Source organism: Streptomyces sp. NPDC001415 (genome assembly GCF_053597395.1).
Window position 1 is genome coordinate 217,992 of the sequence record NZ_JBSFIE010000009.1, and the last position, 20,879, is coordinate 238,870.

General features: G+C 71.6%; 21 protein-coding genes. 9 read left to right on the forward strand and 12 right to left on the reverse strand.

Features of this window, described 5'->3' with window-relative positions; translation table 11 throughout:
* Window position 1 precedes the first annotated feature (1 nt).
* Window positions 2-763, reverse strand: coding sequence for an LOG family protein (locus tag ACWC2B_RS15305; RefSeq protein ID WP_450716923.1), 762 nt, complete (start codon window positions 761-763; stop codon window positions 2-4).
* 146 nt (window positions 764-909) lie between these two features.
* The gene (gene dapE, locus ACWC2B_RS15310; protein WP_450716924.1) at window positions 910-1,989 is read right to left on the reverse strand and encodes a succinyl-diaminopimelate desuccinylase; all 1,080 of its coding nucleotides are present in this window, start codon (window positions 1,987-1,989) and stop codon (window positions 910-912) included.
* Window positions 1,990-2,047: 58 nt separating this feature from the next.
* Between dapE and ACWC2B_RS15315 the strand changes: the two genes are divergently transcribed.
* Together ACWC2B_RS15315 and ACWC2B_RS15320 are read left to right on the forward strand one after the other, a co-directional pair.
* On the forward strand, window positions 2,048-3,016 hold the full coding sequence (locus ACWC2B_RS15315) for a hypothetical protein (protein ID WP_450716925.1): 969 nt from the start codon (window positions 2,048-2,050) through the stop codon (window positions 3,014-3,016).
* A gap of 301 nt (window positions 3,017-3,317) precedes the next feature.
* Entirely contained in the window at window positions 3,318-3,773 is a 456-nt protein-coding gene (locus ACWC2B_RS15320) for an ATP-binding protein (protein WP_450716926.1), read from the forward strand.
* A gap of 96 nt (window positions 3,774-3,869) precedes the next feature.
* On the opposite strand, the gene dapC is transcribed toward ACWC2B_RS15320, so the two are convergent.
* The gene (gene dapC / locus ACWC2B_RS15325) at window positions 3,870-4,967 is read right to left on the reverse strand and encodes a succinyldiaminopimelate transaminase (RefSeq protein WP_450716927.1); all 1,098 of its coding nucleotides are present in this window, start codon (window positions 4,965-4,967) and stop codon (window positions 3,870-3,872) included.
* A 106-nt stretch (window positions 4,968-5,073) separates the two neighbouring features.
* Window positions 5,074-5,394, reverse strand: a complete 321-nt coding sequence (gene fdxA / locus ACWC2B_RS15330; RefSeq protein ID WP_018845645.1) for a ferredoxin — start codon at window positions 5,392-5,394, stop codon at window positions 5,074-5,076.
* 141 nt (window positions 5,395-5,535) lie between these two features.
* On the opposite strand from fdxA, the gene ACWC2B_RS15335 reads away from it, so the two are divergent.
* The 5 genes from ACWC2B_RS15335 to ACWC2B_RS15355 all read left to right on the forward strand — a co-directional run bounded on the left by ACWC2B_RS15335 (window position 5,536) and on the right by ACWC2B_RS15355 (window position 9,492).
* Window positions 5,536-6,531: a GNAT family N-acetyltransferase gene (locus tag ACWC2B_RS15335; protein ID WP_450716928.1), complete on the forward strand. Its 996-nt coding sequence runs from the start codon at window positions 5,536-5,538 to the stop codon at window positions 6,529-6,531.
* A gap of 17 nt (window positions 6,532-6,548) precedes the next feature.
* Window positions 6,549-7,379, forward strand: coding sequence for a transglutaminase family protein (locus tag ACWC2B_RS15340; RefSeq protein ID WP_450716929.1), 831 nt, complete (start codon window positions 6,549-6,551; stop codon window positions 7,377-7,379).
* Between the two features lie 220 nt (window positions 7,380-7,599).
* Window positions 7,600-8,247 (forward strand): C39 family peptidase, encoded by a 648-nt coding sequence (locus tag ACWC2B_RS15345; protein ID WP_450716930.1) that lies wholly within the window; start codon window positions 7,600-7,602, stop codon window positions 8,245-8,247.
* A gap of 156 nt (window positions 8,248-8,403) precedes the next feature.
* The gene (locus ACWC2B_RS15350) at window positions 8,404-8,892 is read left to right on the forward strand and encodes a hypothetical protein (protein WP_450716931.1); all 489 of its coding nucleotides are present in this window, start codon (window positions 8,404-8,406) and stop codon (window positions 8,890-8,892) included.
* A 99-nt stretch (window positions 8,893-8,991) separates the two neighbouring features.
* The gene (locus ACWC2B_RS15355; protein ID WP_450716932.1) at window positions 8,992-9,492 is read left to right on the forward strand and encodes a hypothetical protein; all 501 of its coding nucleotides are present in this window, start codon (window positions 8,992-8,994) and stop codon (window positions 9,490-9,492) included.
* A gap of 24 nt (window positions 9,493-9,516) precedes the next feature.
* On the opposite strand, the gene ACWC2B_RS15360 is transcribed toward ACWC2B_RS15355, so the two are convergent.
* From ACWC2B_RS15360 to ACWC2B_RS15395, 8 genes are all read right to left on the reverse strand, one after another.
* The gene (locus tag ACWC2B_RS15360) at window positions 9,517-10,122 is read right to left on the reverse strand and encodes a response regulator (RefSeq protein WP_450716933.1); all 606 of its coding nucleotides are present in this window, start codon (window positions 10,120-10,122) and stop codon (window positions 9,517-9,519) included.
* Window positions 10,119-11,237: a sensor histidine kinase gene (locus ACWC2B_RS15365; protein WP_450716993.1), complete on the reverse strand. Its 1,119-nt coding sequence runs from the start codon at window positions 11,235-11,237 to the stop codon at window positions 10,119-10,121. Before ACWC2B_RS15365 ends, ACWC2B_RS15360 begins: the two co-directional genes overlap by 4 nt.
* A gap of 83 nt (window positions 11,238-11,320) precedes the next feature.
* Complete coding sequence (locus tag ACWC2B_RS15370) at window positions 11,321-12,061, reverse strand: ABC transporter permease (RefSeq protein ID WP_450716934.1); 741 nt, start codon at window positions 12,059-12,061, stop codon at window positions 11,321-11,323.
* The gene (locus ACWC2B_RS15375; RefSeq protein WP_450716935.1) at window positions 12,058-12,990 is read right to left on the reverse strand and encodes an ABC transporter ATP-binding protein; all 933 of its coding nucleotides are present in this window, start codon (window positions 12,988-12,990) and stop codon (window positions 12,058-12,060) included. Before ACWC2B_RS15375 ends, ACWC2B_RS15370 begins: the two co-directional genes overlap by 4 nt.
* Before the next feature lie 267 nt (window positions 12,991-13,257).
* Window positions 13,258-15,381, reverse strand: a complete 2,124-nt coding sequence (locus ACWC2B_RS15380; RefSeq protein WP_450716936.1) for a hypothetical protein — start codon at window positions 15,379-15,381, stop codon at window positions 13,258-13,260.
* A 168-nt stretch (window positions 15,382-15,549) separates the two neighbouring features.
* The gene (locus ACWC2B_RS15385; RefSeq protein WP_450716937.1) at window positions 15,550-15,939 is read right to left on the reverse strand and encodes a DUF6113 family protein; all 390 of its coding nucleotides are present in this window, start codon (window positions 15,937-15,939) and stop codon (window positions 15,550-15,552) included.
* Between the two features lie 14 nt (window positions 15,940-15,953).
* The gene (mshB, locus tag ACWC2B_RS15390) at window positions 15,954-16,841 is read right to left on the reverse strand and encodes an N-acetyl-1-D-myo-inositol-2-amino-2-deoxy-alpha-D-glucopyranoside deacetylase (RefSeq protein ID WP_450716938.1); all 888 of its coding nucleotides are present in this window, start codon (window positions 16,839-16,841) and stop codon (window positions 15,954-15,956) included.
* 91 nt (window positions 16,842-16,932) lie between these two features.
* Complete coding sequence (locus ACWC2B_RS15395; RefSeq protein WP_053729969.1) at window positions 16,933-17,127, reverse strand: DUF2304 family protein; 195 nt, start codon at window positions 17,125-17,127, stop codon at window positions 16,933-16,935.
* Between the two features lie 190 nt (window positions 17,128-17,317).
* Here ACWC2B_RS15395 and ACWC2B_RS15400 point away from each other — a divergent pair, with 190 nt between their 5' ends.
* On the forward strand, window positions 17,318-19,480 hold the full coding sequence (locus ACWC2B_RS15400; RefSeq protein ID WP_450716939.1) for a prolyl oligopeptidase family serine peptidase: 2,163 nt from the start codon (window positions 17,318-17,320) through the stop codon (window positions 19,478-19,480).
* Window positions 19,481-19,825: 345 nt separating this feature from the next.
* Entirely contained in the window at window positions 19,826-20,863 is a 1,038-nt protein-coding gene (locus ACWC2B_RS15405; protein ID WP_450716940.1) for an ABC transporter permease, read from the forward strand.
* Window positions 20,864-20,879 lie beyond the last annotated feature (16 nt).

The following is a 20,879-nucleotide window of genomic DNA, read 5'->3' on the forward strand; positions in this document are numbered from 1 at the left end:
CCTATCGTCCTGTCTCCTTGGTCACCAGGGCGACGGCCTCGTCCACGTCGTCCGTGACGTGGAACAGCAGGAGGTCGCCCGCAGAGGCCTTGCCCTGGCCGACCACGGTGTCGCGCAGCCAGTCCACGAGCCCGCCCCAGTACTCCGTGCCGAACAGCACGATCGGGAAGCGGGTGACCTTGCGGGTCTGGACCAGGGTCAGGGCCTCGAACAGCTCGTCCAGGGTGCCGAGTCCGCCCGGCAGCACGACGAAGCCCTGGGCGTACTTGACGAACATGGTCTTGCGCACGAAGAAGTAGCGGAAGTTGACCCCGATGTCGACGTGCGGGTTGAGCCCCTGCTCGAAGGGAAGCTCGATGCCGAGGCCGACGGAGATGCCGTTCCCCTCCCTGGCGCCCCGGTTCGCGGCCTCCATCGCACCGGGGCCGCCGCCGGTGATCACGGCGAAGCCGGCGTCGACCAGGGCCCGCCCGATCCGCACGCCCGCCTCGTACTCGGGAGAGCCGGCCGGGGTGCGGGCCGAGCCGAACACGCTGATGGCGCTGGGCAGTTCGGCGAGCGCACCGAAGCCTTCGACGAACTCCGACTGGATGCGCATGACCCGCCAGGGGTCGGTGTGCACCCACTGGGAGTCGCCCTCGGAGTCCAGGAGGCGCTGGTCGGTGGTGCCGGCCTGCACCTGATCGCGGCGGCGCAGCACTGGTCCGAGCCTCTGCTCCAGCCGCTGCTCCGCCGGAAACGGGCTTCCCTCGGGGTTGGCCATGCCGTGCTCCCTCCGCTGACGATGTTGCGCGTGCTCAGCCAGGGTAGGTCGGCGAACGTTACGAATGGCGAAATTCAGGCAGGCCACGCCCCTTGCGGGGGCCTGAACGGTGCGGGGCTCGGGGCGCGGCGCGATGCCGGGCGCGCTCAGTCGGTCAGCCAGGCGTACAGCCGCCGCTCGCATTGGGTGATCCGGTCGACGACGACGTGTTCGTTGCGCTTGTGGGCCAGGAGCGCGTCGCCCGGCCCGTAGTTGACGGCGGGCACGCCGAGGTCGCCGAAGCGCGAGACGTCGGTCCAGCCGAACTTGGGCCGTGCGGTGCCGCCGACCGCCGCCATGAAGGCGGCCGCCGCCGGGTGCGAGAGCCCGGGCAGCGCGGCCCCCGAGTGGTCGTCGACGACGAACTCGGCGATGTCGCAGTCCGCGAAGACCTCACGGACGTGGGCGATGGCCTGCTCACCCGTGATGTCGGGCGCGTACCGGTAGTTGACGACGACCGTGCACTCGTCCGGGATCACGTTGCCGGCCACGCCCCCCTCGATGCGTACCGCGTTGAGGCCCTCGTGGTACTCCAGGCCGTCGATCACCGGGCGGCGCGGCTCGTAGGCGGCCAGCTTCGCGAGGATGGGCGCGGCCGTGTGGATGGCGTTGGAGCCCATCCAGCTGCGCGCGGAGTGGGCGCGCTCGCCCCGGGTCTTCAGCAGGACCCGCAGCGTGCCCTGGCAGCCGCCCTCGACCTCGGTGTCGGAGGGTTCGAGCAGCACCGCGAAGTCGCCCTCCAGCCACTCCGGGTGCGCCTCGGCGACCTTGCCGAGGCCGTTGAGGTGGGCCGCGACCTCTTCGTTGTCGTAGAACACGAAGGTCAGGTCCCGGTTGGGCGCGGTCACCGTCTGCGCGATCCGCAGCTGCACGGCCACGCCCGACTTCATGTCGCTCGTCCCGCAGCCCCACAGCACGCCTTCCTCGTCGAGGCGCGAGGGCACGTTGTCGGCGATGGGCACGGTGTCGATGTGCCCGGCCAGGATGATCCGCTCGGCCCGGCCCAGGTTCGTGCGCGCCACGATGTTGTTGCCGTGCCGGTCGACGGTGAGGTGCGCCAGCTTGCGCAGCTCGCGCTCGATGGCGTCGGCGAGGGGCTTCTCCTCGCCGCTCACGGAGGCGAAGTCGACGAGCTGGGCGGTCAGCGAGGGCGCGTCCGCGGTGAGATCCAGGGTGGTGTGGGCCATGCGCCCGACCCTAACTCCACCGCTGAGCGCCTCTTCGCGCTCCAGTACGGTGGGCACCGTGTCCGAGCCCAACAACCTCCCGCGCCCCTCCCGACGCGGCCGCCTCCTGCGTGTCGGAGCGGCCCTCGTGGTGCTGCTCGCGATCGCCGGATATCTGGTGGTGCAGTACGTGAGCGGGGGTCCGGGCGCGCCCAGATGCGTGGCAGGGACGGGCGGCGGGCAGGGCTCCACGTTCAAGATGAGCCCCGAGCAGGCCGAGAACGCGGCGACGATCACGGCCGTGGGCATCTCGCACGGGATGCCGGAGCGGGCCGTGACCATCGCGCTGGCGACCGCGCTCCAGGAGTCGGGCCTGCGCAATCTGAACCACGGCGACCGGGACTCGCTCGGCCTGTTCCAGCAGCGGCCCTCGCAGGGCTGGGGCACCGCCGAGCAGATCATGGACCCGGTCTACTCGGCCGGGAAGTTCTACAAGCACCTCGCCGAGGTCCCGGGCTACTCGCGGCTCCCGCTGACCGTGGCCGCCCAGAAGGTTCAACGCAGCGCCTACCCGCAGGCGTACGCGAAGCACGAGCCGGACGCGGCGGTCCTGACGGCCGCGCTGACCGGCCGCGAGTCCGCGTCGCTGACCTGCACGGTCGCCAAGAACGTGCGGCCGGGTGACCCGGCGCAGGTGCGCGACGGCCTGACGAAGGCGTTCGGCGAGGGCACGGTTCCGGACGGCCGGACGGCCGGCGCGGGCGGCGATGTCACCGTGCCGGTGCGCGTCCCCGAGGGCACGGCCGCGGCGGGCACCGACCGGGAGCAGCGCGGCTGGGCGCTGGCGCACTGGGCGGTCGCCCGGGCCTCCTCGCTGCACATCGCCCGGGTCTCCTACGCGGGCCGCGTCTGGAGCGCTGACGACTCCGCCGACGGCTGGTCCAAGGCCCCCGCCGGCACCGCGGCCCCCACCTCCACCGGGCAGGGTTCCGCCGCCGGTTCGTCGGCCGACGGTACGCAAGAGGTACGAATCACCCTCGCGCCGTAACCGGCCGTCCGTTCGGCGATGCACTCGTCCGGAGGGCCCGTTCACTCCCGCCACGACCTTTCGCACCCGCGTCCGGACATCGATCCGAAGAATCGTCAATCCCCCTAAGAACAAAGGGATCTGACGGTCGATCAGGATCCTGGGCGGTGATTCATTTGCCCGTTTTTATCCAGAGTAGATAATGCGACGCATTACGAACTCTTTACCCTGGGTCACCGCAACCTCTCCTCCCCTCACGGCGGTTGTCACAGCGTCCGAACGCCGGACAGCGACACATTTCCAATCCGTCTGAAGGAGCATCATGTCCCTCCCCCTGACCCGTCGGATCGCCCGCGCCGCGCTGCTCATCGCGGCAGGTGCAGCGCCCGTGGTCGGTGCGGCCGGCTCCGCAAGCGCCGTGGAACTTCCCCAGGCCGCGCCGAACCTCGGCGGCCTGACCCAGATGGACCCCAGCTCGGTCAGCAACACCGTCGACGGGGTGACCCAGAAGGCCACCGGCCTGGCCGGCGACACCGGCGCCGCCACCATCAAGAAGGCCGTGCCGATGGCGGGCAAGACGGTCGGACAGGCGGGCAAGGTGGCGACCCCGGCCGCGCAGAAGGCAGCCGGTGACGCGGCGGGCAGCGCGGGCGACATCCTCGGCTCGGCCGCCCAGACCGCCACCCAGGGCGGCCTGCCGACCCCCCAGGGCCTGCCCACCGCGGGCGTGCCGAGCACCGACCAGCTCCCCTTGAAGGGCCTGCCGATCGGCGGCTGACCCGCAGGCCGGGTGATGCGAAGGGGCCCGGGGAGTGCGAACTCCCCGGGCCCCTTCGCGTACGACCGCGGTCCCCGTACTACTGCCTACTGCGTACTACTGCCCGAGCCGCTTCACGGCCGCCTCGACGCGCTCGTCGGTCGCCGTGAACGCGACCCGCACGAAACGCTCGCCCGCCTCGCCGTAGAAGTCGCCGGGCGCCACCAGGATGCCGAGCTCGGCGAGGTGGGCCACCGTCTCCCAGCAGCCCTCGTCCCGGGTCGCCCACAGGTACAGGCTGGCCTCGCTGTGCTCGATGCGGAAGCCGTGCTTGACCAGCGCCTCCCGCAGCGCCGCCCGCCGCGCCGCGTACCGCTCCCGCTGCTCCTGTACGTGGCTGTCGTCACCCAGGGCCGCGACGGTGGCCGCCTGCACGGGCGCGGCGGTCATCATGCCGCCGTGCTTGCGGATCTGGAGCAGCTCGCCGAGCACGTCCGCGTCACCGGCGATGAACGCGGCCCGGTAGCCGGCCAGGTTGGAGCGCTTGGACAGCGAGTGGACGGCCACGATGCCCTCGTAGCCGCCGCCGCACACGTCCGGGTGCAGTACCGAGACGGGCTCGGCCTCCCAGCCGAGCTCCAGGTAGCACTCGTCCGAGAAGATCAGCACGCCGTGCTCGCGGGCCCACGCCACGATGCGCACGAGCTCGTCCTTGGCGAGGACCCGGCCGGTCGGGTTGGACGGCGAGTTGAGCCAGAGCAGCTTGAGGCCTGTGGGGTCGAGGTCAGTGGGGTCGTCGTAGACGACGGGCTCCGCGCCGCACAGGCGCGCGCCGACCTCGTACGTCGGGTACGCGAGCCGCGGGTAGGCGACCCGGTCCCCGGCTCCGAGCCCGAGCTGGGTCGGCAGCCAGGCCACCAGCTCCTTGGAGCCCATCACGGGCAGGATGTTGGTGTGCTCGACCGAGCGGGCGCCGAGGCGCTTCTCCAGCCACCCCTTGATCGCGTCCCGCAGCGCGGGCGTGCCCCACACCGTCGGATAGCCCGGCGAGTTCGCGGCCCCCGTCAAGGCCTGCTGGACAAGCTCGGGGACCGGGTCGACGGGCGTGCCGACGGAGAGGTCCACGATGCCGTCCGGGTGGGCCGTGGCCGTCGCCTTGTACGGCTCCAGCTTGTCCCAGGGGAAGGCGGGAAGGCGCGAGGAGACTGCGCTCACGAAAGGGGCTCACTTTCTCGTACGTACGGTGCTGTGCGACGGCCGTGCCGGGAAACACCGCGGCCCCGTACGGCAGCTGAGCCGTACGGGGACCGGGGAAGCGCGATCAGCCGTTCTGCGGCGGCAGCGCTGCGATGAAGGGGTGGTCCCGCTCGATCAGGCCGAGCTTGGAGGCGCCACCGGGCGAGCCGAGCTCGTCGAAGAACTCGACGTTCGCCTTGTAGTAGTCCTTCCACTCGTCCGGGGTGTCGTCCTCGTAGAAGATCGCCTCGACCGGGCAAACCGGCTCGCAGGCGCCACAGTCGACGCACTCATCCGGGTGGATGTACAAGGACCGGGAGCCCTCGTAGATGCAGTCGACCGGGCACTCTTCGATACACGCCTTGTCCTTGACGTCGACACAAGGCTGCGCGATGACGTAGGTCACGCTGTCGTTCCTCCTCGGTAGGGCGCGGCGGGCCGATCTGCGGCTCCGTCCACGTGGCGCGCGGGAGCGCGGCGTCGTCGATGCCCACACCTAGTATCTCCGGTTCGGGGCACGATCCGAACAGGAGGGGCGGAGAGACCTGTGGAATTCACCACCGGCGGACGGCTTGAGGTCCGGATTACGGCCGCCGATACGGGCAAACGCGTATCAGTCCGGCGCCTGAGCTCCAGCGGAACTCCGGGCTCCGTGTACACGGACACGGTCGGCGTCCTCACATCCTGGGACGACGGTGTGTTGTCGATCACACGAAAGAGCGGTGAGACGGTACGCATCGACGAGTCCACGCTGGTCGCGGGCAAGGTCGTGCCCGCGGCGCCGGCCCGTCGTCGCGGTCCGGCCGCCTCCTTCGAGGAGCTGGCGCCGGTCCTGGCGCGCGCCTGGCAGCCGGTGGAGAGCGAGCCTCTCGGCGAGTGGACGCTGCGGGCCGCGGCCGGTTTCACCCGCCGGGCGAACTCGGTCCTGCCACTGGGCGACCCGGGCCTCCCCCTGCCGGACGCCCTGTCCTGCGTACGCGACTGGTACGCGGCCCGCGGTCTCCCCGCGTACATCCAGGCCGCGACGGGCGCCGAGGGCACCCAGGAGCGGCTCTGCGCGGATCTTGAACTGGCGGGCTGGGAGCGGGAGGTGAGCGTCGAGGTGCGGATCGCGGCGCTCGCGCCGATCGGCGACCTGGACGCGGACGTGTCCCGGGTGCGCCTGGACCGTGCGGTCGACGAGCCGTGGCTGAGCCGCTACCAGCGCTCGGTGACCCCGGGCGAGCACGTCCTGAAGGTCCTGAACAGCGGCCCCTCGGTGTGGTTCGCCACGGTCCCCGGCGACGGGGCGGTGCCCGCGGCGATCGGGCGCTGCGTGGTGGACGGGCGCTGGGCGGGATTCATGGCGGTCGAGGTGGACCCGGCGCTGCGCCGCCAGGGCCTCGCGACGGCCGTGATGACCGCGCTGGCCCGCCGGGCCCTGGACGAGGGCGCCTCGGCCGCCTGGCTCCAGGTGGAGGCCGACAACGACGGCGCCCGCGCGCTCTACGAGGGCCAGGGTTTCGCGACGCACCACAGCTACCACCACTTCCGATCTCGCTGACCGGGTACGAGGCTGACATGAATCCGGAAGTCACCGACTGGCGGCGGGAGTTCGCCGAGGAGGCCCGCTCGGAGCGCCCCGACGTGGTGACGCTCTGCCTCCTGCTCGGCGCGGTCGCCGACCCCGCACTCGGCCAACGGGGCATCGACGCCGCCCACATCGAGCTCGACCGGCTCGCCGGGCTGCTCCCCTACGGCCTCGCGGGCTCGCGCCCCTGGGCCCTTGCGACGGCCGAGCTCCTCGGCGGCACCTGCGGCTTCCGGGGCAGCCCGGCCGACTACCAGCGCCTGGAGTCGTCCCTGCTGCCCGAGGTGCTTCGGCGCCGGCGGGGCCTGCCCATCCTGCTGTCGGTGGTCTGGATCGAGGTGGCGCGGCGGGCCGGGGCGCCGGTGTACGGGGTCGCGCTGCCCGGCCACTTCGTAGTGGGCTTCGGGCCCCGGCGGGACCGGGTCCTCGCCGACCCGTTCGACGGGGGCCGGCTGCTGACCGGCGCCGACGCGGAGCTCCTGGTGGCCGGGGCGACGGGCGCGCCGCTGGAGGAGTCGATGCTGACCCCGGCCGCCCCGCTGGACGTCATCCTGCGCATCCTGAACAACATCCGCGCCTGGGCCGCGGCCCGCCCGGAGCGCAGCGACGTCGCCCTGTGGGCGGTGGAGCTCTCCCTCCTACTGCCCTCACACCCGGCCCGCCTGCGCTTCGAGCGGGCGCAACTTCTGGTGCAGCGGGGTGACTTCCTCGCGGGGGCGGCCGAGCTCGACCGGTACGCGGACGTGGTGGAGCCGGTGGAGCCGACCACCGCGGAAACGATCCGACGCCGGGCTCGGGCGGCTCGGGCCATGCTCAATTAGCTGCGCTGGGGTGGGGCTTGTTTGGGCGCGGGCTCCCCGCTGTGGCTGTTTGCGCAGTTCCCCGCGCCCCTTAACCCTCTTTCGACCGCGGACCGTACGTGGTGCTCGCGCAGTTCCCCGCGCCCCTAGCAGCATGCGGCACAGGCATCTTCAGCCCATCCGGCGTTTACGGGGTCTGGGGCGGAGCCCCAGGAAAGCGCGGCACGCTTAGGGTCCCCCCATGAGCGACCGCCACCCCCGCACCATCCATCCCGTCCCCTACCACTCCCAATGGGCCTCCCCCGAGCTCGTGGAGGGCATCGTCACGGGGGACCTGGACGCGGCCCAGGATCCGTTGTGGCGGAAGTACGGGGCCCAGACCCCCGAGGAGTACGCCTGGTGGTCCTGGCGGCTGTGCGGAGTCGCCTGTCTGCGGATGGCACTGGAGTACTGGCAGGGCTCGGCGCCGACGCCTATGGAGCTCGCCGAGGAGTGCCTCGCGGCGGGCGCGTACGTCCGCCGAGGCGACGGCCTCGACGGGTTGATCTACGCCCCGTTCGCCGCGTACGCCCACGAGCGATGGGGACTGAAGGCGGCGGCCCGACCTCATCTGCCGACGGCCGAGATCCCTCAACTCATCACATCCGGGCATCTGTTGATGCTGTCCGTCCACCCCTCGATCCGTGAGCTCGCGCCGGCCCCGGAACGCCGGGGCGGGCATCTCGTGCTGGCGGTGGGGGCGACCGACGACGCCCTGGTCTTCCACAATCCGTCCGGATTCCAGGGCCGCTCCCAGGAGTTCGCCCATGTCCAGTGGGCCGACCTTGAGCGGTTCTACGCGGGGCGAGGGGTCGCCGTGGGGCCGGGGAGCGGGCGGCCCGGGCGCTGAACCCGCCGCATCCGGCCAACATCCGCGCCCGGCGGGAAAACCCTGCCGGAACGGAGATCAGCGGTCACAATCTGGTGACGCACCCTCAACTAGGCGTTCGCAACGGCCTGTTGGGGACGGCGCAGCCATGTCACCCCGACCTCGCCAGGAGTCACCTTGTCACGCCTCAGACCCATAGCCGCCCGCCTCGCCCCCGCGCTGCTCCTCCCCCTCCTCGCCACGCTCGGCCTCGCCGCCCCGGCCGGCGCCGACCCCGCGCAGGCCGACCTCTCCGTGACCCTGGACGCCTCCCCGAAGGGGCTCGGCATCAACGCGGCGACGTTCACCGCGAGTGTCACCAACGCCGGGCCCTCGGCCGTCAGCGCCGCCCGGGTGTGGTTCAGCTATCCGGCCGGGTTCACGGCTCCCTCCGCGTCCGGCTGCACGCTCGACAAGGCGAACCGGACCGCCGTCTGCGCGCTGGGCGCGATCCCGTCCGGCGCCACCGTCTCGAAGAAGCTGACGCTGCACGCCGGCCTCCTGGCGAGCGGCAGCCTCCCGGTCACGGCCGCCCTGGTCGACCTGACCCCCGCCGACCCGGACCCGGGCAACAATTCGGCGGTCCACGTCTGCTCGGCCCTGACCCTGCTCCTGGTCAGCTGCTGAACCCGCGGACCCCCGAGGTCCGGGTCGTGGATCACGGGGGTCCCACCGTGCACGATGGGTGTGGCGGATCTTCACCCCCGACGCGGGACGGGCTGGTACATGCAGACCAACACGGCCATGGCCGGGCTCCTGGCCCGCACCGATGTGTCCGGACTCGGGCCCGACGACGTCCCGGAGCTCTTCCGCGACGTCGTACGCCAGGGCTGGACGACGAGTGCCGGCGGGGCCCGGCTCCTCACGGCGCTGGTCGCCACGACCCACGGCACCTACGTCGACGCCGTACAGGAGGAGTACTCCGTCAACGGGCGCGGAATGAGCGACGAGGGCCTTCCCGCGGCCGGCCCCGAGCGCGCCCAGGGCCTGCTGCGCAGGTGCCTCGCCTATGCCCGCCTCGCCCTGCGCCGCGCGCACGACCAGTTCGGGGACACGCGCGTGAAGGGGTACGTCTCGCTGTCCACGGGCGGGTTCTACGAGGACACCGTCACCGCGTACGTCACCTTCTGCGCCGAGCACCCCGGCCTTCCGCGCTACCTCGGCCCCATCGAGGGCTACGAGGAAGAGGCCGTCGCCGAGCTCGCGTTGAGCGACTTCGAGAAGTGAGAGCCTGTGTCTGAACGGGCTGCGCTACAACCAGCCCTTCTCGCGGGCGATGCGGACCGCCTCCGCCCGGTTGCGGGCCGCCAGTTTCTGGATGGCCATGGACAGGTAGTTGCGGACCGTGCCCTGCGAGAGGCAGAGGGCGGCGGCGAGTTCGGCGTTGGTGGCGCCGTCCTGCGCGGCCCGCAGCACGTCGCGCTCACGGTCGGTCAGGGGGTTGGCCCCCTCGGCGAGGGCGGCCGCCGCCAGGGTCGGGTCGATGACCCGCTCGCCGTCGAGTACCTTCCGTACGGCCGTGGCCAGTTGGGCCGCCGGGGCGTCCTTGACGAGGAAGGCGGCCGCGCCCGATTCCATGGCGCTGCGCAGATATCCGGGGCGCCCGAAGGTGGTCAGGATGACGATCTTCACGTCCGGCAGCTCGCGGTGCAGTTGCGCCGCCGCCTCGATGCCCGTCATGCCGGGCATCTCGATGTCGAGCAGGGCCACGTCCACGGCGTGCTCGCGGGCCGCCGCGAGCACCTCGTCGCCCCGGGCCGCCTGCGCCACCACCTCCATGTCCGGCTCAAGGCCGAGCAGCGCGGCCAGGGCCTCGCGGACCATCGACTGGTCTTCGGCCAGCAGGAGTCGGATCATGATCCGGATACTAGAGGGGTCGTGGCCGGCTCCGGAATCAAGGGGATGCGGGCGACCAGCGTGAACCCCTTGCGGCCGGGTTCCGTATCCAGGACGCCGGACACCTTCTCCAGGCGTTCCGCGAGGCCGGTCAGGCCGTTGCCGGGGACCGGGGCCGCCGAGCCGGGGCCGGGCTTGCCGTCGTCCTGGACGCGCAGTTCGAGGAACCGGCCGTCAAGGGTCTGGCGTTCACCGATGGTGACCGCGCAGTGCCGGGCGCCGCTGTGGCGTACGACATTGGTGACGGCCTCGCGGAGCACCCAGGCGAGCACCTCCTCCTCGGCGGCGGGCAGGCCCTCGGGCGCGTCGGCCGGCACCTCGGCCTGGATGCCCGCGGCGCTCAACGCGGTGCGGGCGCCCGCGAGTTCGGCGGGCAGCGTGGCCCGCCGGTAGCCGCTCACGGCGGCCCGTACGTCGACGAGGGCCTGCCGGCTCACCTGCTCGATGTCGGCCACCTGCTGGGCCGCCTGGTCGGGGTGGCCGGGCAGCATCCGCCCGGCCAGTTCGCTCTTGAGCGTGATGAGGGACAGCGAGTGGCCGAGCAGGTCGTGCAGATCGCGCGCCATCCTCAACCGCTCCTCGTTGGCGGCCAGTTGGGCCACGGTGGCCCTGGCCTCGCGGAGTTCCACCGACGTACGGATCAGATGGCGTACGCCCGTCATCGCGAAGCCGCCCAGGATCGCGGGGATGACCAGACCCGGCACGACGTCGCCGACGTGGGTGGCGCGTACCCCGATCGCGGTCATCGTGGCGGTCGCCACCAGGATCGACCACGTGGCGAGCGCCATCGGCAGCGTGGCCCCGCACGACACCGACACGTACACGAAGAGCACGAGCCAGGACGAGCCGAGCGTGAGGGAGAGTACGACCGCCAGGGCCGCCAGGAAGCCGAGGAGGCTGTAGACCGTCGCGCGGGCCGGCGGGCGGGCGGTGTGGCGCAGGACCAGGGCCAGGTAGACCGTCACGAAGGTGGCGAGGCCCAGCCAGCCGAGGACGGTCGGCGCGGTGGTGTGGTTGCCGTCGAGCAGGTCGCCGATCGGGGCGCCCATGAAGGCCAGCCAGATGCCGACCCACATCAGCTTCTGCAGCGCCTGGCGGCGCGTCTCGGGGCTCAGCCCGATCCGCACCGCCGGGGCCTTGTGGCCCTGGTTCACGGGACTCACGCCTTCAGGGTGTCCTTCCGGTACAGCCATGCCGCGCCGCCCGCGAAGAGCAGGAAGTAGACGACGAGGATGGCGAGGTCCTTGCCGTGCGGGGCGTTGCCCAGCTCGATGGCCTGTCCAAGGGCAGCGTACGCGTGCGTGGGCAGCCACTCCGCGATGTTCTGCAGCCACTGCGGGAAGACGGTGCTGGGCATCCACAGGCCGCCCAGGATCGACATGCCGAAGTAGATGATCATCGTGATCGGGCGGACCGCGTCACCACTGGCGATGTAGCCGATCGCGACACCGAGGGCCGCGAAGCAGAGCGAACCCGCCCAGATGGCGACGGTCAGCGCGCCCCACTGCCAGGCCTCGAAACGCACGCCCTTGGCACCGGCCGCGACGAGGAACACCACCACGATGCACGGCAGGGTCACCACGGCCGCACTGGCGATCTTCGCCAGGACGTAGCCGCGGCCCGGCAGGGTGGTCAGCCGCAGCTGGCGCACCCAGCCCTTCTCGCGCTCCTTGGCGATCTTCTCGCTGTTGCCCATGAGGACGGCGGTGATCGCGCCGAAGGACGCCATCGAGACCATGTACAGGGCGGGGAAGGTGAGATCGGTTCCCTTGACCTTGTCGGTGCTGTTCTGCGAGGCCGCGAAGAGCAGGTAGAGCGCCGAGGGGTAGATCACCGAGAAGAACATGAACTTCTTGTTCCGCAGGGTGCGGGTGATTTCGAGCTTGATGAGGGTGTTCATGCGTTGGCCTCCTCGGCCGAGGTGATGGCGACGAAGGCCTGCTCAAGGCCGAGACCCGCGACTTCCAGGTTGCGCGGGTAGAGGCCGAGCCCGTACACCGCGTGCATCGTCGCGTCGGCGTCGTGCGACTGGATGCGGACGGTGCGGCCCGAGATGTCGATGGTGGAGAGGAAGGGGAGCTCTCGCAGGGAGGCCTCGTCGATGGCGCCTTCCAGGTCGAAGCTGACCCGGCGGGCACCCGCCTTGGCCTTGATCTCGGCCGCGGTGCCGTCGGCGAGGAGCTTGCCCTTGTGCAGGACGAGCACCCGGTCGGCGATCGCGTCGGCCTCTTCCAGGTAGTGCGTGGCGAACAGGACCGTACGGCCCTGGGCCGCCTGCTCGCGCATGGTCGCCCAGAACGCCTGGCGGGCGGTGACGTCCATGCCGGTGGTCGGCTCGTCCAGGACGATCAGGTCATTGGCCCCGGCGGTCGCGAGGGCGAAGCGGACGCGCTGCTCCTGGCCGCCGGAGAGCTTGTTGACCTTGCGGTCGGCGATCCCCGCGATCCCGGCGCGGTCCATGACCTCGGCCACCGGATAGGGCTTGGGGTGCAGGTCGCAGCCGAGCTTGACCAGCTCCCGTACGGTCACGTCCTCCATCAGGCCGCCGCTCTGCAGCATGGCGCCGACCTTGCCGGCGTTGATGGCCTGCGAGGGCGTCATCCCGAAGAGGCTGACCGTGCCGGAGTCGGCGTTGCGGAGCCCGAGCAGCAGGTCGAGGGTGGAGGACTTGCCGGCGCCGTTGGGGCCGAGCAGGGCGACCGTCTCACCGGGGTGCAGCCGCAGCGACAGGTCGGCCACGGCACGGACCTGGCCGTAGCTCTTGCTCACGTTCTCGAAGCTCACCACGGACTGTGCGGTCCGCTCGGCGGCAGGTGCTGTCTGCGTCATGCCCCAAGGTTCGCCCAGCCCCGGGGCACGTCGGCAGTGGCGAGCGTCGTGACTCCGGCATGACGAATGTCATGGCCCGCGGCGTGACACCCGGTGAGAACCCGGTGAGCCCCAGCGCCGCCGAGGGGCGCGGGGAACTGCGCGAGCAACCACGACGGCCCGCACCCGAAAGAGGGGTTGGGGGCGCGGGGAACTGCGTGACCAGCCACAGCCGGCCCGCAGTCGAACCCCCGCACCCCGCGGAGCCAACCGTACGAAGCGGAGCGCCTAGCTCGGGTTCAGATCGACCGTCGCCGTCCGCTCGGCCGGAGTCTTGCCGAGCAGCGCGGTCTTCATCGCGTTGGCCACGTCGTCCGCGGACACCTCGTGCTTCTGACCGCCCTGCGTGACCATGATCCCCTTGAACGTGGAGCCGATCAGCTCGGTGATGGCGGCCTTGTCGTAGACCTCCACCAGCTTCCCCCCGCTCGCCTTCATCGAGAGGATCTTGGGGAGCGACTTGGAGGGGCCGAAGGGGAGCGACTTCCCGCCCGCCTTGATCGTGACGATCCCGGACATCGCGGGCTGCGCGAACTCCTTCATCGCCCGGTCGATCTCGGCCTGGGTGATGGCGGGCTGACGGACCGCGACCGGCAGCGCGACCGGGTCCGCCTTGCCGGTCTGCACCATCGTCCGGTACGCGTCCTTCACCGAGATCATCGAGCGGTTCACGTCGAGCGACTTGCCCGCCTTGCCCGGCACGGCGACGGCCTTGCCCGGCACGAACTTGATCGTGCCCTCGGTCGCCGAGCCCGAGGCCCCGGCGAGGTCGGTCAGCGCGACCCCGAGCTTCTCCTCGTCGACCGGGATGACCGGTTCGGCGATCCGCTTGCCGCCGAACAGCGAGCCGATGACGGACACCGGGTTGTAGTCGCTGCCCGCGGCGGCCCGCACGGTGGCCTGGCTGTCCAGCGAGAGCCCCGCGATCTCGGGCTTCAGCTGCGCCTGCTTGCCGTCGACCGTGAGGTTCAGGGGCTGGTTGGAGCGCTTGCCGAGGGTCTGGTCGAGCTTGGAGACGGCCGCCTCCTTGGTACCGCCGCCGATGTCGACGCCGAGCACGGTCGTGCCCTTGGGGACCTCGGAGTGGTTCAGGACGAGGCCGGCGCCGTACGCGACACCGACCAGGGCGACCAGGCCGCCGCCGAGCAGGGCCAGCTTGGAGCGGCCCTTCTTCTTGGCGGGCGCCGGGGGCGTACTGGTGCGCTGCGGCGGGGCCGGAGGCTCGGCCTCGTCGAAGTCGAAGTCGGAGCCGGGGGGCGGCGTGAGGTTCGGGCCGCCGGGGCCGGGCGGGAACGAGGCGCCCCGGTGCTCCGGCGGGACGACCGGGATGCCGCTGGTCAGGGTGTCGCCGGAGACATGGCCGCCGGACGCGGGCGCCGCCGGGTTGACGGCCGGGTTCGCGAGCGGGTTGCCCACGGTGTGCGTGAGCGGGCTCGGCGCCGGGGGCTGCGGGGTGAGGATCGCCGTGTCGTCGGACAGGGCGGGGGCGGGGCTCTGCCCGCCGGGGGCGAAGGGGCCGCCGCCCGCACCGGGACCCTGCGCCGGGTTCCGGCCGAAGTCCTGGCCGGGACGTACGCCGTCGCCGCCGGGACGCGGTCCGTCGCCGAACCCCCTGTCGGGGCCCGGCCCTTCGCCGGGCCCACGGCCCAACTCCGGCCCCTGGCCCGGGAGTTGATCGGAGCCCGCGCCGAAGACCGAGCCCTCGGCGGTCCGGGAGTTCAGCTCCGCGCCCTGGCCCATGCCCGTGCGGTTGCCGACGGGCCGGACGGGCAGCGCGGCGTTCCCGGTGACGGGCCCGGTGGTCGGGCCGGACGGCGGACCGGGACGCGCCCCGTCCGAGCCGTCGACGCGGCCGGGTCCATCGGCGCTCGGGGTTCCGCCGACCGAACTGCCCGAACCGCCCGAACCATCCGAGAAGTACGGAAGGTCCGGCCGCGGGGTGCCGGCCGGCGGGGTCGCCGAAGGGGCGGGTGCCGCCGGGGCCTTGCGCGGGGCGAACCAGTTGCTGGGGGGCCGCTCTTCGGCGCCCGGCTCCTCGGGCTCCGGCTCGGGCGCCTTGGGCCTGGGCACCGAACCGGTGCGCTCGCTCACGCCTTCCGCGTCCGCCGGCTTGGCGGTGTCGCTCATCGGCGTACGCACCACGACCGGCGGGATCGGCCGCGAGCCCGGGATGTTGATCCGGATCCGCGTCGTCAGCGTGGTCTCGGTCTTCGGCTCGTCCGGCTCGGCAGCGGCTTCAGGAGCGCCCTGGCCCGCGGCCGACGGGGTTCCGTACGGCGGCGTGCCCGAGGGGTACCCGGTTGCGCCGCGCCCCTTGGGGCCGGAGGACGAACTCTCAGTTTCACGACTCAAGGCTGGTTCTCTCCCGATTGGCTCCGCCACCCGGTCTCGTTCTTGTGATGCCTCTGTACGGGCGGCTCGGCGGCGCGCACCACCATACTGGCCGCCGTCGTTCCGAACGGGGCGGGCCGGAGAGGGCGCGCCCCGTCACCTTCTACTGCGTCGTCGCGACTGCGCACGTCACTCGCCAAGTCGGGCGGCCGGACCGCCGGGTTGCTGGAATCCACCGATCGTGGCGCAGATCACAGCTGCAACCATCCCGCCGAGCAGGAAGACGTACGAGCCGGCTCCGGCGCCGAACACGAAGTCGCCTTCGGGGCGCGAGGCGGTCAGCAGGATGACGGCGACCAGCCAGCCGGCCGCGGGCGCCCCCACCCCGCCCCGGCCGCCCATGAGTTGCGTACCGGAGTAGAAGAGCCCGACGGCTCCGGCGAGGGACAGCGCGAGGCCGCCCGGGAACCAGGCCGTCTGCACGAGCGCCCCGGCGACGCCGACGAGTGCGCCGAGGGCGACGAGCAGCAGGTACAGCGCGATGCGCGCGGCGCCGCCGCCCGTTCTCGTGTCATCCATGGCGGTACGTTTACTCACTTGCCCACACCTTCAAACAGGTCGTGTTCGCGCCGCCCGGCCGGAACTCCCGGGGCGCCCGCCGCCAATTGGTAGTACTCGGTGGTGAAGATCGGCTGGCCCAGGTCGTTGGAGAGCGCGAAGTAGGGCCCCTGGACGACGATCTGGGTCTCGTGCGCGCGCATCGCGGCGCTCTTGGCGGCGGCGAACGCGGTGCCGTCGATCTCGGCCGTGATGTCCGGCTCGTCCACGACACCCGGTACGTCGTCAATGGCGGCGATGCCGGGGAAGTCCGTCTTCGCGGCGCGCAGCTCGGCGAAGGCGGCCTCGGCGACCGCGCGGGGCACGCGGTTCCAGTAGATCTTCGCGACGGTGTGCGGCTCGCCCAGGTCGCGGCGGTAGCCGGACTCGGCGGCGAGTTCGGCGGCGCGCATCGCGACCCGGTGGGCCTGGATGTGGTCGGGGTGCCCGTAGCCGCCGTCGGGGTCGTAGGTGACGAGGACCTGGGGACGCACGGAGCGGATCACCTCTACGAGGTACGCGGCCGCGTCGTCCACGTCGGTGTTCCAGAACGCGCCGGCGCGGCGGTTCTGTTCGACGCCCATCATCCCGGAGTCGCGGAAGCGGCCGGGGCCGCCGAGGAAGCGGTGGTCGGTGACGCCCAGTTCCTTCATCGCGGCGGCGAGTTCGCCGATCCGGTGGGCGCCGAGGCCGCCCTCCTGGTCGGGCGCGAGATGGGCGAGCTCCGGCGGGATGACCTCGCCCTCCTCGCCCAGGGTGCAGGTCACCAGGGTGACGTGCGCGCCTTCGGCGGCGTACTTGGCCATGGTGGCGCCGTTGTTGATCGACTCGTCGTCCGGGTGCGCGTGCACCAGGAGAAGACGGCGGGCGGGGAGTTCCGACATGGCCCCAGCCTACGAGGCCGGGGCCGGACCGCGCCCCCGCCGCCGGACCTCCGGCGGCGTTCGGGACGGGCTACGGGCGCTCGGGGGACGGCTAGAACTTGATCCCGCCGATCATCCCCGCCACGTTGCTGGTGACTTGGCTGATGGTCGGGGCGATGGACGAACTCGCCAGATAGAAGCCGAGCAGCATGCAGACCGCCGCGTGTCCGGCCTTCAGCCCGGATTTCCGGACCAGCAGGAAGACGACGATCGCCAGCAGCACCACCGCCGAAATCGAGAGTGCCACGGCGGTTCACCTCCATCTGTTCCGGTGGTCGGACGGACCCATCAGCGCGCATACAGCCAGCAGGTTCATACCCACTGAGCGCTACGGATCATAACTTTCCGTGGGAACGCATTGATCGGGGCACGGGCGCACGAGGGGCGCACGCGGCTCGTACCTGGGCGGGCCGCGCCGTGGCGGCTAGGTTCCCCTCATGACGACGACCGCATCCAGGCATCCCGAGGACCCCGGGCAGCTCTCGTTCCCCCGGCACTCAGCACGGACCCAGCGCTTCACCCTCGGTGCGCCCCGCGCCTTCACCGTGTCGCCGGACGGGGAGCGGATCGTCTTCCTGCGCTCGCCGTCCGGCACCGACCGCAGCAACGGGCTCTGGGTACTCGACCTGGTGCGCGGTGGTACGGAGCGGATCGCGGCGGACCCCGGCGCACTGCTCGGCGGTCAGGGTGAGCGGCTCTCCGCGCAGGAGCGGGCGCGGCGCGAGCGCAGCAGGGAGGGTTCGGCCGGAATCGTCGGGTATGCCACTGACGCGGCCGTCGAGCTCGCCGCCTTCGCGCTGTCCGGGCGGCTGTTCACCGCCGAACTGCGCGCCGGGACCGCCCGCGAACTGCCGGTGCCGGGCCCGGTGCTCGACCCCCGCCCCTCCCCCGACGGGCGCCATGTGGCCTATGTGGCGCGGGGCGCGCTGCGGGTCGTGGGGGCCGAGGGCGACGACGACCGGGCGCTCGCCGAGCCCGAGTCGCCCGAAGTGACGTACGGGCTGGCCGAGTTCATCGCCGCGGAGGAGATGTCCCGCTCGCGCGGCCACTGGTGGAGCCCCGAATCGGACCGCCTGCTCGTCGCCCGCGCGGACGACTCGCCCGTGCGGCGCTGGTGGATCGCCGACCCGGCCAACCCCGAACGGGAGCCCGTGCGGGTCGCCTATCCGGCGGCCGGCACGCCCAACGCCGAGGTGCGGCTCTTCCTGTACGCGCTGGACGGCACGCGTACCGAGGTCGTCTGGGACCGGGTCCGCCACCCCTATCTCGCCCGGGTCCACTGGTCCTCGGACGGGGCGCCGCTGCTGCTCGTGCAGTCCCGGGACCAGCGCACCCAGCTCCACCTGGCCGTCGACCCCGGCTCGGGCGCGACCCGGACCGTGCACGTCGACGAGGACGCGGACTGGCTCGAACTCCTGCCGGGCGTCCCGGCCTGGGCGCCCGACGGGCGGCTCGTCCGGATCGCCGACGAGGGCGGGGCGCGCGTCCTCGCCGTGGGCGACCGGGCCCTGACCGGCGGGCGGTTGCACGTCAGGGCGGTGCTCGACATCGGCGCGAGCGACGTCCTGATCTCCGCGTCCGCAGGCGTGAAGGCTCCGTCGGCCGCCGGTGCTCCCGAGATCGGCGAGATCCATGTGTACCGGGTCAATGAGCTGGGTACGGAACGCGTCTCGGACGGCGCCGGCGTCCACTCGGCCGTGCGGTGCGGGGCGATCACGGTGCTCAGCTCCGCCCGGCCCGACCGCCCGGGGACGGACGTCAGGGTGCTGCGGGACGGCAAGGAACTGGCCAAGATCGTCTCGTATGCCGCAACTCCCGGGCCCCCGGTGCGACTTCGGCTGACCGAAGGGGGCGCACGGCGGATCCCGTGCGCCGTACTGCTCCCGTCCCACTATCGCGAATCGGACGGACCGCTGCCCGTACTCATGGATCCGTACGGCGGACCGCACGGACAGCGGGTGGTGGCCGCGCACAACGCTCACCTCGCCTCGCAGTGGTTCGCCGACCAGGGCTTCGCGGTGGTCGTCGCCGACGGCCGGGGCACCCCCGGCCGCTCCCCCGCCTGGGAGAAGGCGGTCAAGAACGACTTCACGCTGGTCCTGGACGACCAGATCGAGGCGCTGCACGGCCTCGCGGGCACCTACCCCCTGGACCTCGGCCGGGTGGCGATGCGGGGCTGGTCCTTCGGCGGCTATCTGTCGGCGCTCGCCGTGCTGCGGCGGCCCGATGTCTTCCACGCGGGCATCGCGGGGGCACCGGTGACGGACCTGGAGCTGTACGACACGCACTACACGGAGCGGTACTTGGGGCTCCCGTCCGAGAACCCCGGGGTGTATGACGCCAACTCCCTTGTCAGGAACGGCGAGTTGACCCACCGGGCGAATCCCGCCCGCCCCCTGATGGTCATCCACGGCATGGCGGACGACAACGTGGTGGTGGCGCACTCCCTGCGGCTGTCCTCCGCGCTCCTGGCGGCGGGCCACCCCCATGAGGTGCTCCCGCTCACGGGCGTGACGCACATGACCCCGCAGGAGCAGGTCGCGGAGAACCTGCTGCTGCTCCAAGTCGACTTCCTGCGCAGGTCGTTGGGGCTCAAATAGTCCCGAGTGACGGCCGGCCGGGCCACGAAAGCGACCCGGCCGGCCCACGGCACCCGCACGGCCGTACGGTGCTCACCGTGCCATGTCCGTATATCGGCGCCGCGACCGGCATGTTGCCCTCGTGTTACGGAAATTGATGGCCATTTAGCATGAGATTCCGGATAAGCCGGGAGGCTGTCAAGCACGCGGCCGCACCGAAGAATGAAATCTTCGACCAAGTAAGGCGATGAGTTCACCTCGGCCTGCACCAACCTCTTGACTCGCACCGCCGCACGCATGAATGTTCCGGTCAACAAATGACGCGACAGCGCTGCTGAATCCTTCCTGTGCGGAGGGCAATGCGAAATGACGAGTTCCACAAGAGCTGCCATGGAGCCATCCGATCCACTTCCCGGAGAGGGTGACGCCCCCGGCCCGGCCGACGGTACCGAAGCGAAGTCAAGCGAACTTGTCGGACGCTCACCCGGGCGTCTCGCGTGGATCCGGTTCAAACGCGACAAGGTCGGAATCCTGTGTGCCCTTACGGTTCTCGGATTCATCCTGGTCGCCGTGGCCGCTCCACTCATATCCAAGGTGTACGGAAAAGATCCCTACCAGCTGTACGGGCAGGACCGCGGGCTCCTGAACAGCTACGGCATTCCGCTCAAGCCCAACGGCGGGATCGACGGCGACTTCTGGTTCGGCATCGAACCGAAGCTCGGCCGCGACGTGTTCACGCTTTTGATCTACGGCATTCGCACCTCGCTGCTCATCGCCCTCGCGGTCACCATGATCGCGGTGGTCATCGGCGTCCTCATCGGCCTGGTGCAGGGGTATCTGGGCGGCCGGGCCGACTACTTCCTCGGCCGGTTCTCGGACCTGATGCTGTCGTTCCCGCAGCAGCTGTTCTTCATCGCCTTCACCCCGGTGATCGTGGCCCTGTTCGTCTCGCCCACCGAGGAGGAGCCCGCCTACGTGCGGGTCGTGGCGCTGATCCTGGTGCAGCTGGTCCTCGGCTGGATGACGATCGGCCGGCTCATCCGTGCCCAGGTGCTCTCGCTGCGCGAGCGCGAGTTCATCGAGGCGGCGCGGCTCAGCGGGGCCTCGGGCGCGCGGATCATCCGCAAGGAGCTGCTGCCCAACATCTGGTCGACCGTGCTCGTACAGGCGACCCTGCTGCTCCCGGTCAACGTCACGGCCGAGGCGGGGCTTTCCTACCTCGGCGTCGGGGTCCACAGCCCCACGCCCGACTGGGGCCTGCTCTTCCAGTCCGGGGCCACGTACTACGACTCCGATCTCACCTTCATGTTCTTCCCGGGCATCGCGATGATCGTCTTCGTCGTCGCGTTCAACCTGCTCGGGGATTCGGTCCGGGACGCTCTCGACCCCAAGACCGTGCGCTGAAGCCGATCATCCTGAC

What these genes read in the sequence shown, in the direction of transcription:
- ACWC2B_RS15305 (WP_450716923.1), bottom strand. Translation starts at nt 763, where the DNA reads ATGGCCAACCCCGAGGGAAGCCCGTTTCCGGCGGAGCAGCGGCTGGAG.
- dapE (WP_450716924.1), bottom strand. Translation starts at nt 1,989, where the DNA reads ATGGCCCACACCACCCTGGATCTCACCGCGGACGCGCCCTCGCTGACC.
- ACWC2B_RS15320 (WP_450716926.1), top strand. Translation starts at nt 3,318, where the DNA reads ATGTCCCTCCCCCTGACCCGTCGGATCGCCCGCGCCGCGCTGCTCATC.
- ACWC2B_RS15340 (WP_450716929.1), top strand. Translation starts at nt 6,549, where the DNA reads ATGAATCCGGAAGTCACCGACTGGCGGCGGGAGTTCGCCGAGGAGGCC.
- ACWC2B_RS15345 (WP_450716930.1), top strand. Translation starts at nt 7,600, where the DNA reads ATGAGCGACCGCCACCCCCGCACCATCCATCCCGTCCCCTACCACTCC.
- ACWC2B_RS15355 (WP_450716932.1), top strand. Translation starts at nt 8,992, where the DNA reads ATGCAGACCAACACGGCCATGGCCGGGCTCCTGGCCCGCACCGATGTG.
- ACWC2B_RS15360 (WP_450716933.1), bottom strand. Translation starts at nt 10,122, where the DNA reads ATGATCCGACTCCTGCTGGCCGAAGACCAGTCGATGGTCCGCGAGGCC.
- ACWC2B_RS15365 (WP_450716993.1), bottom strand. Translation starts at nt 11,237, where the DNA reads ATGTGGGTCGGCATCTGGCTGGCCTTCATGGGCGCCCCGATCGGCGAC.
- ACWC2B_RS15370 (WP_450716934.1), bottom strand. Translation starts at nt 12,061, where the DNA reads ATGAACACCCTCATCAAGCTCGAAATCACCCGCACCCTGCGGAACAAG.
- ACWC2B_RS15375 (WP_450716935.1), bottom strand. Translation starts at nt 12,990, where the DNA reads ATGACGCAGACAGCACCTGCCGCCGAGCGGACCGCACAGTCCGTGGTG.
- ACWC2B_RS15385 (WP_450716937.1), bottom strand. Translation starts at nt 15,939, where the DNA reads ATGGATGACACGAGAACGGGCGGCGGCGCCGCGCGCATCGCGCTGTAC.
- mshB (WP_450716938.1), bottom strand. Translation starts at nt 16,841, where the DNA reads ATGTCGGAACTCCCCGCCCGCCGTCTTCTCCTGGTGCACGCGCACCCG.
- ACWC2B_RS15400 (WP_450716939.1), top strand. Translation starts at nt 17,318, where the DNA reads ATGACGACGACCGCATCCAGGCATCCCGAGGACCCCGGGCAGCTCTCG.
- ACWC2B_RS15405 (WP_450716940.1), top strand. Translation starts at nt 19,826, where the DNA reads ATGACGAGTTCCACAAGAGCTGCCATGGAGCCATCCGATCCACTTCCC.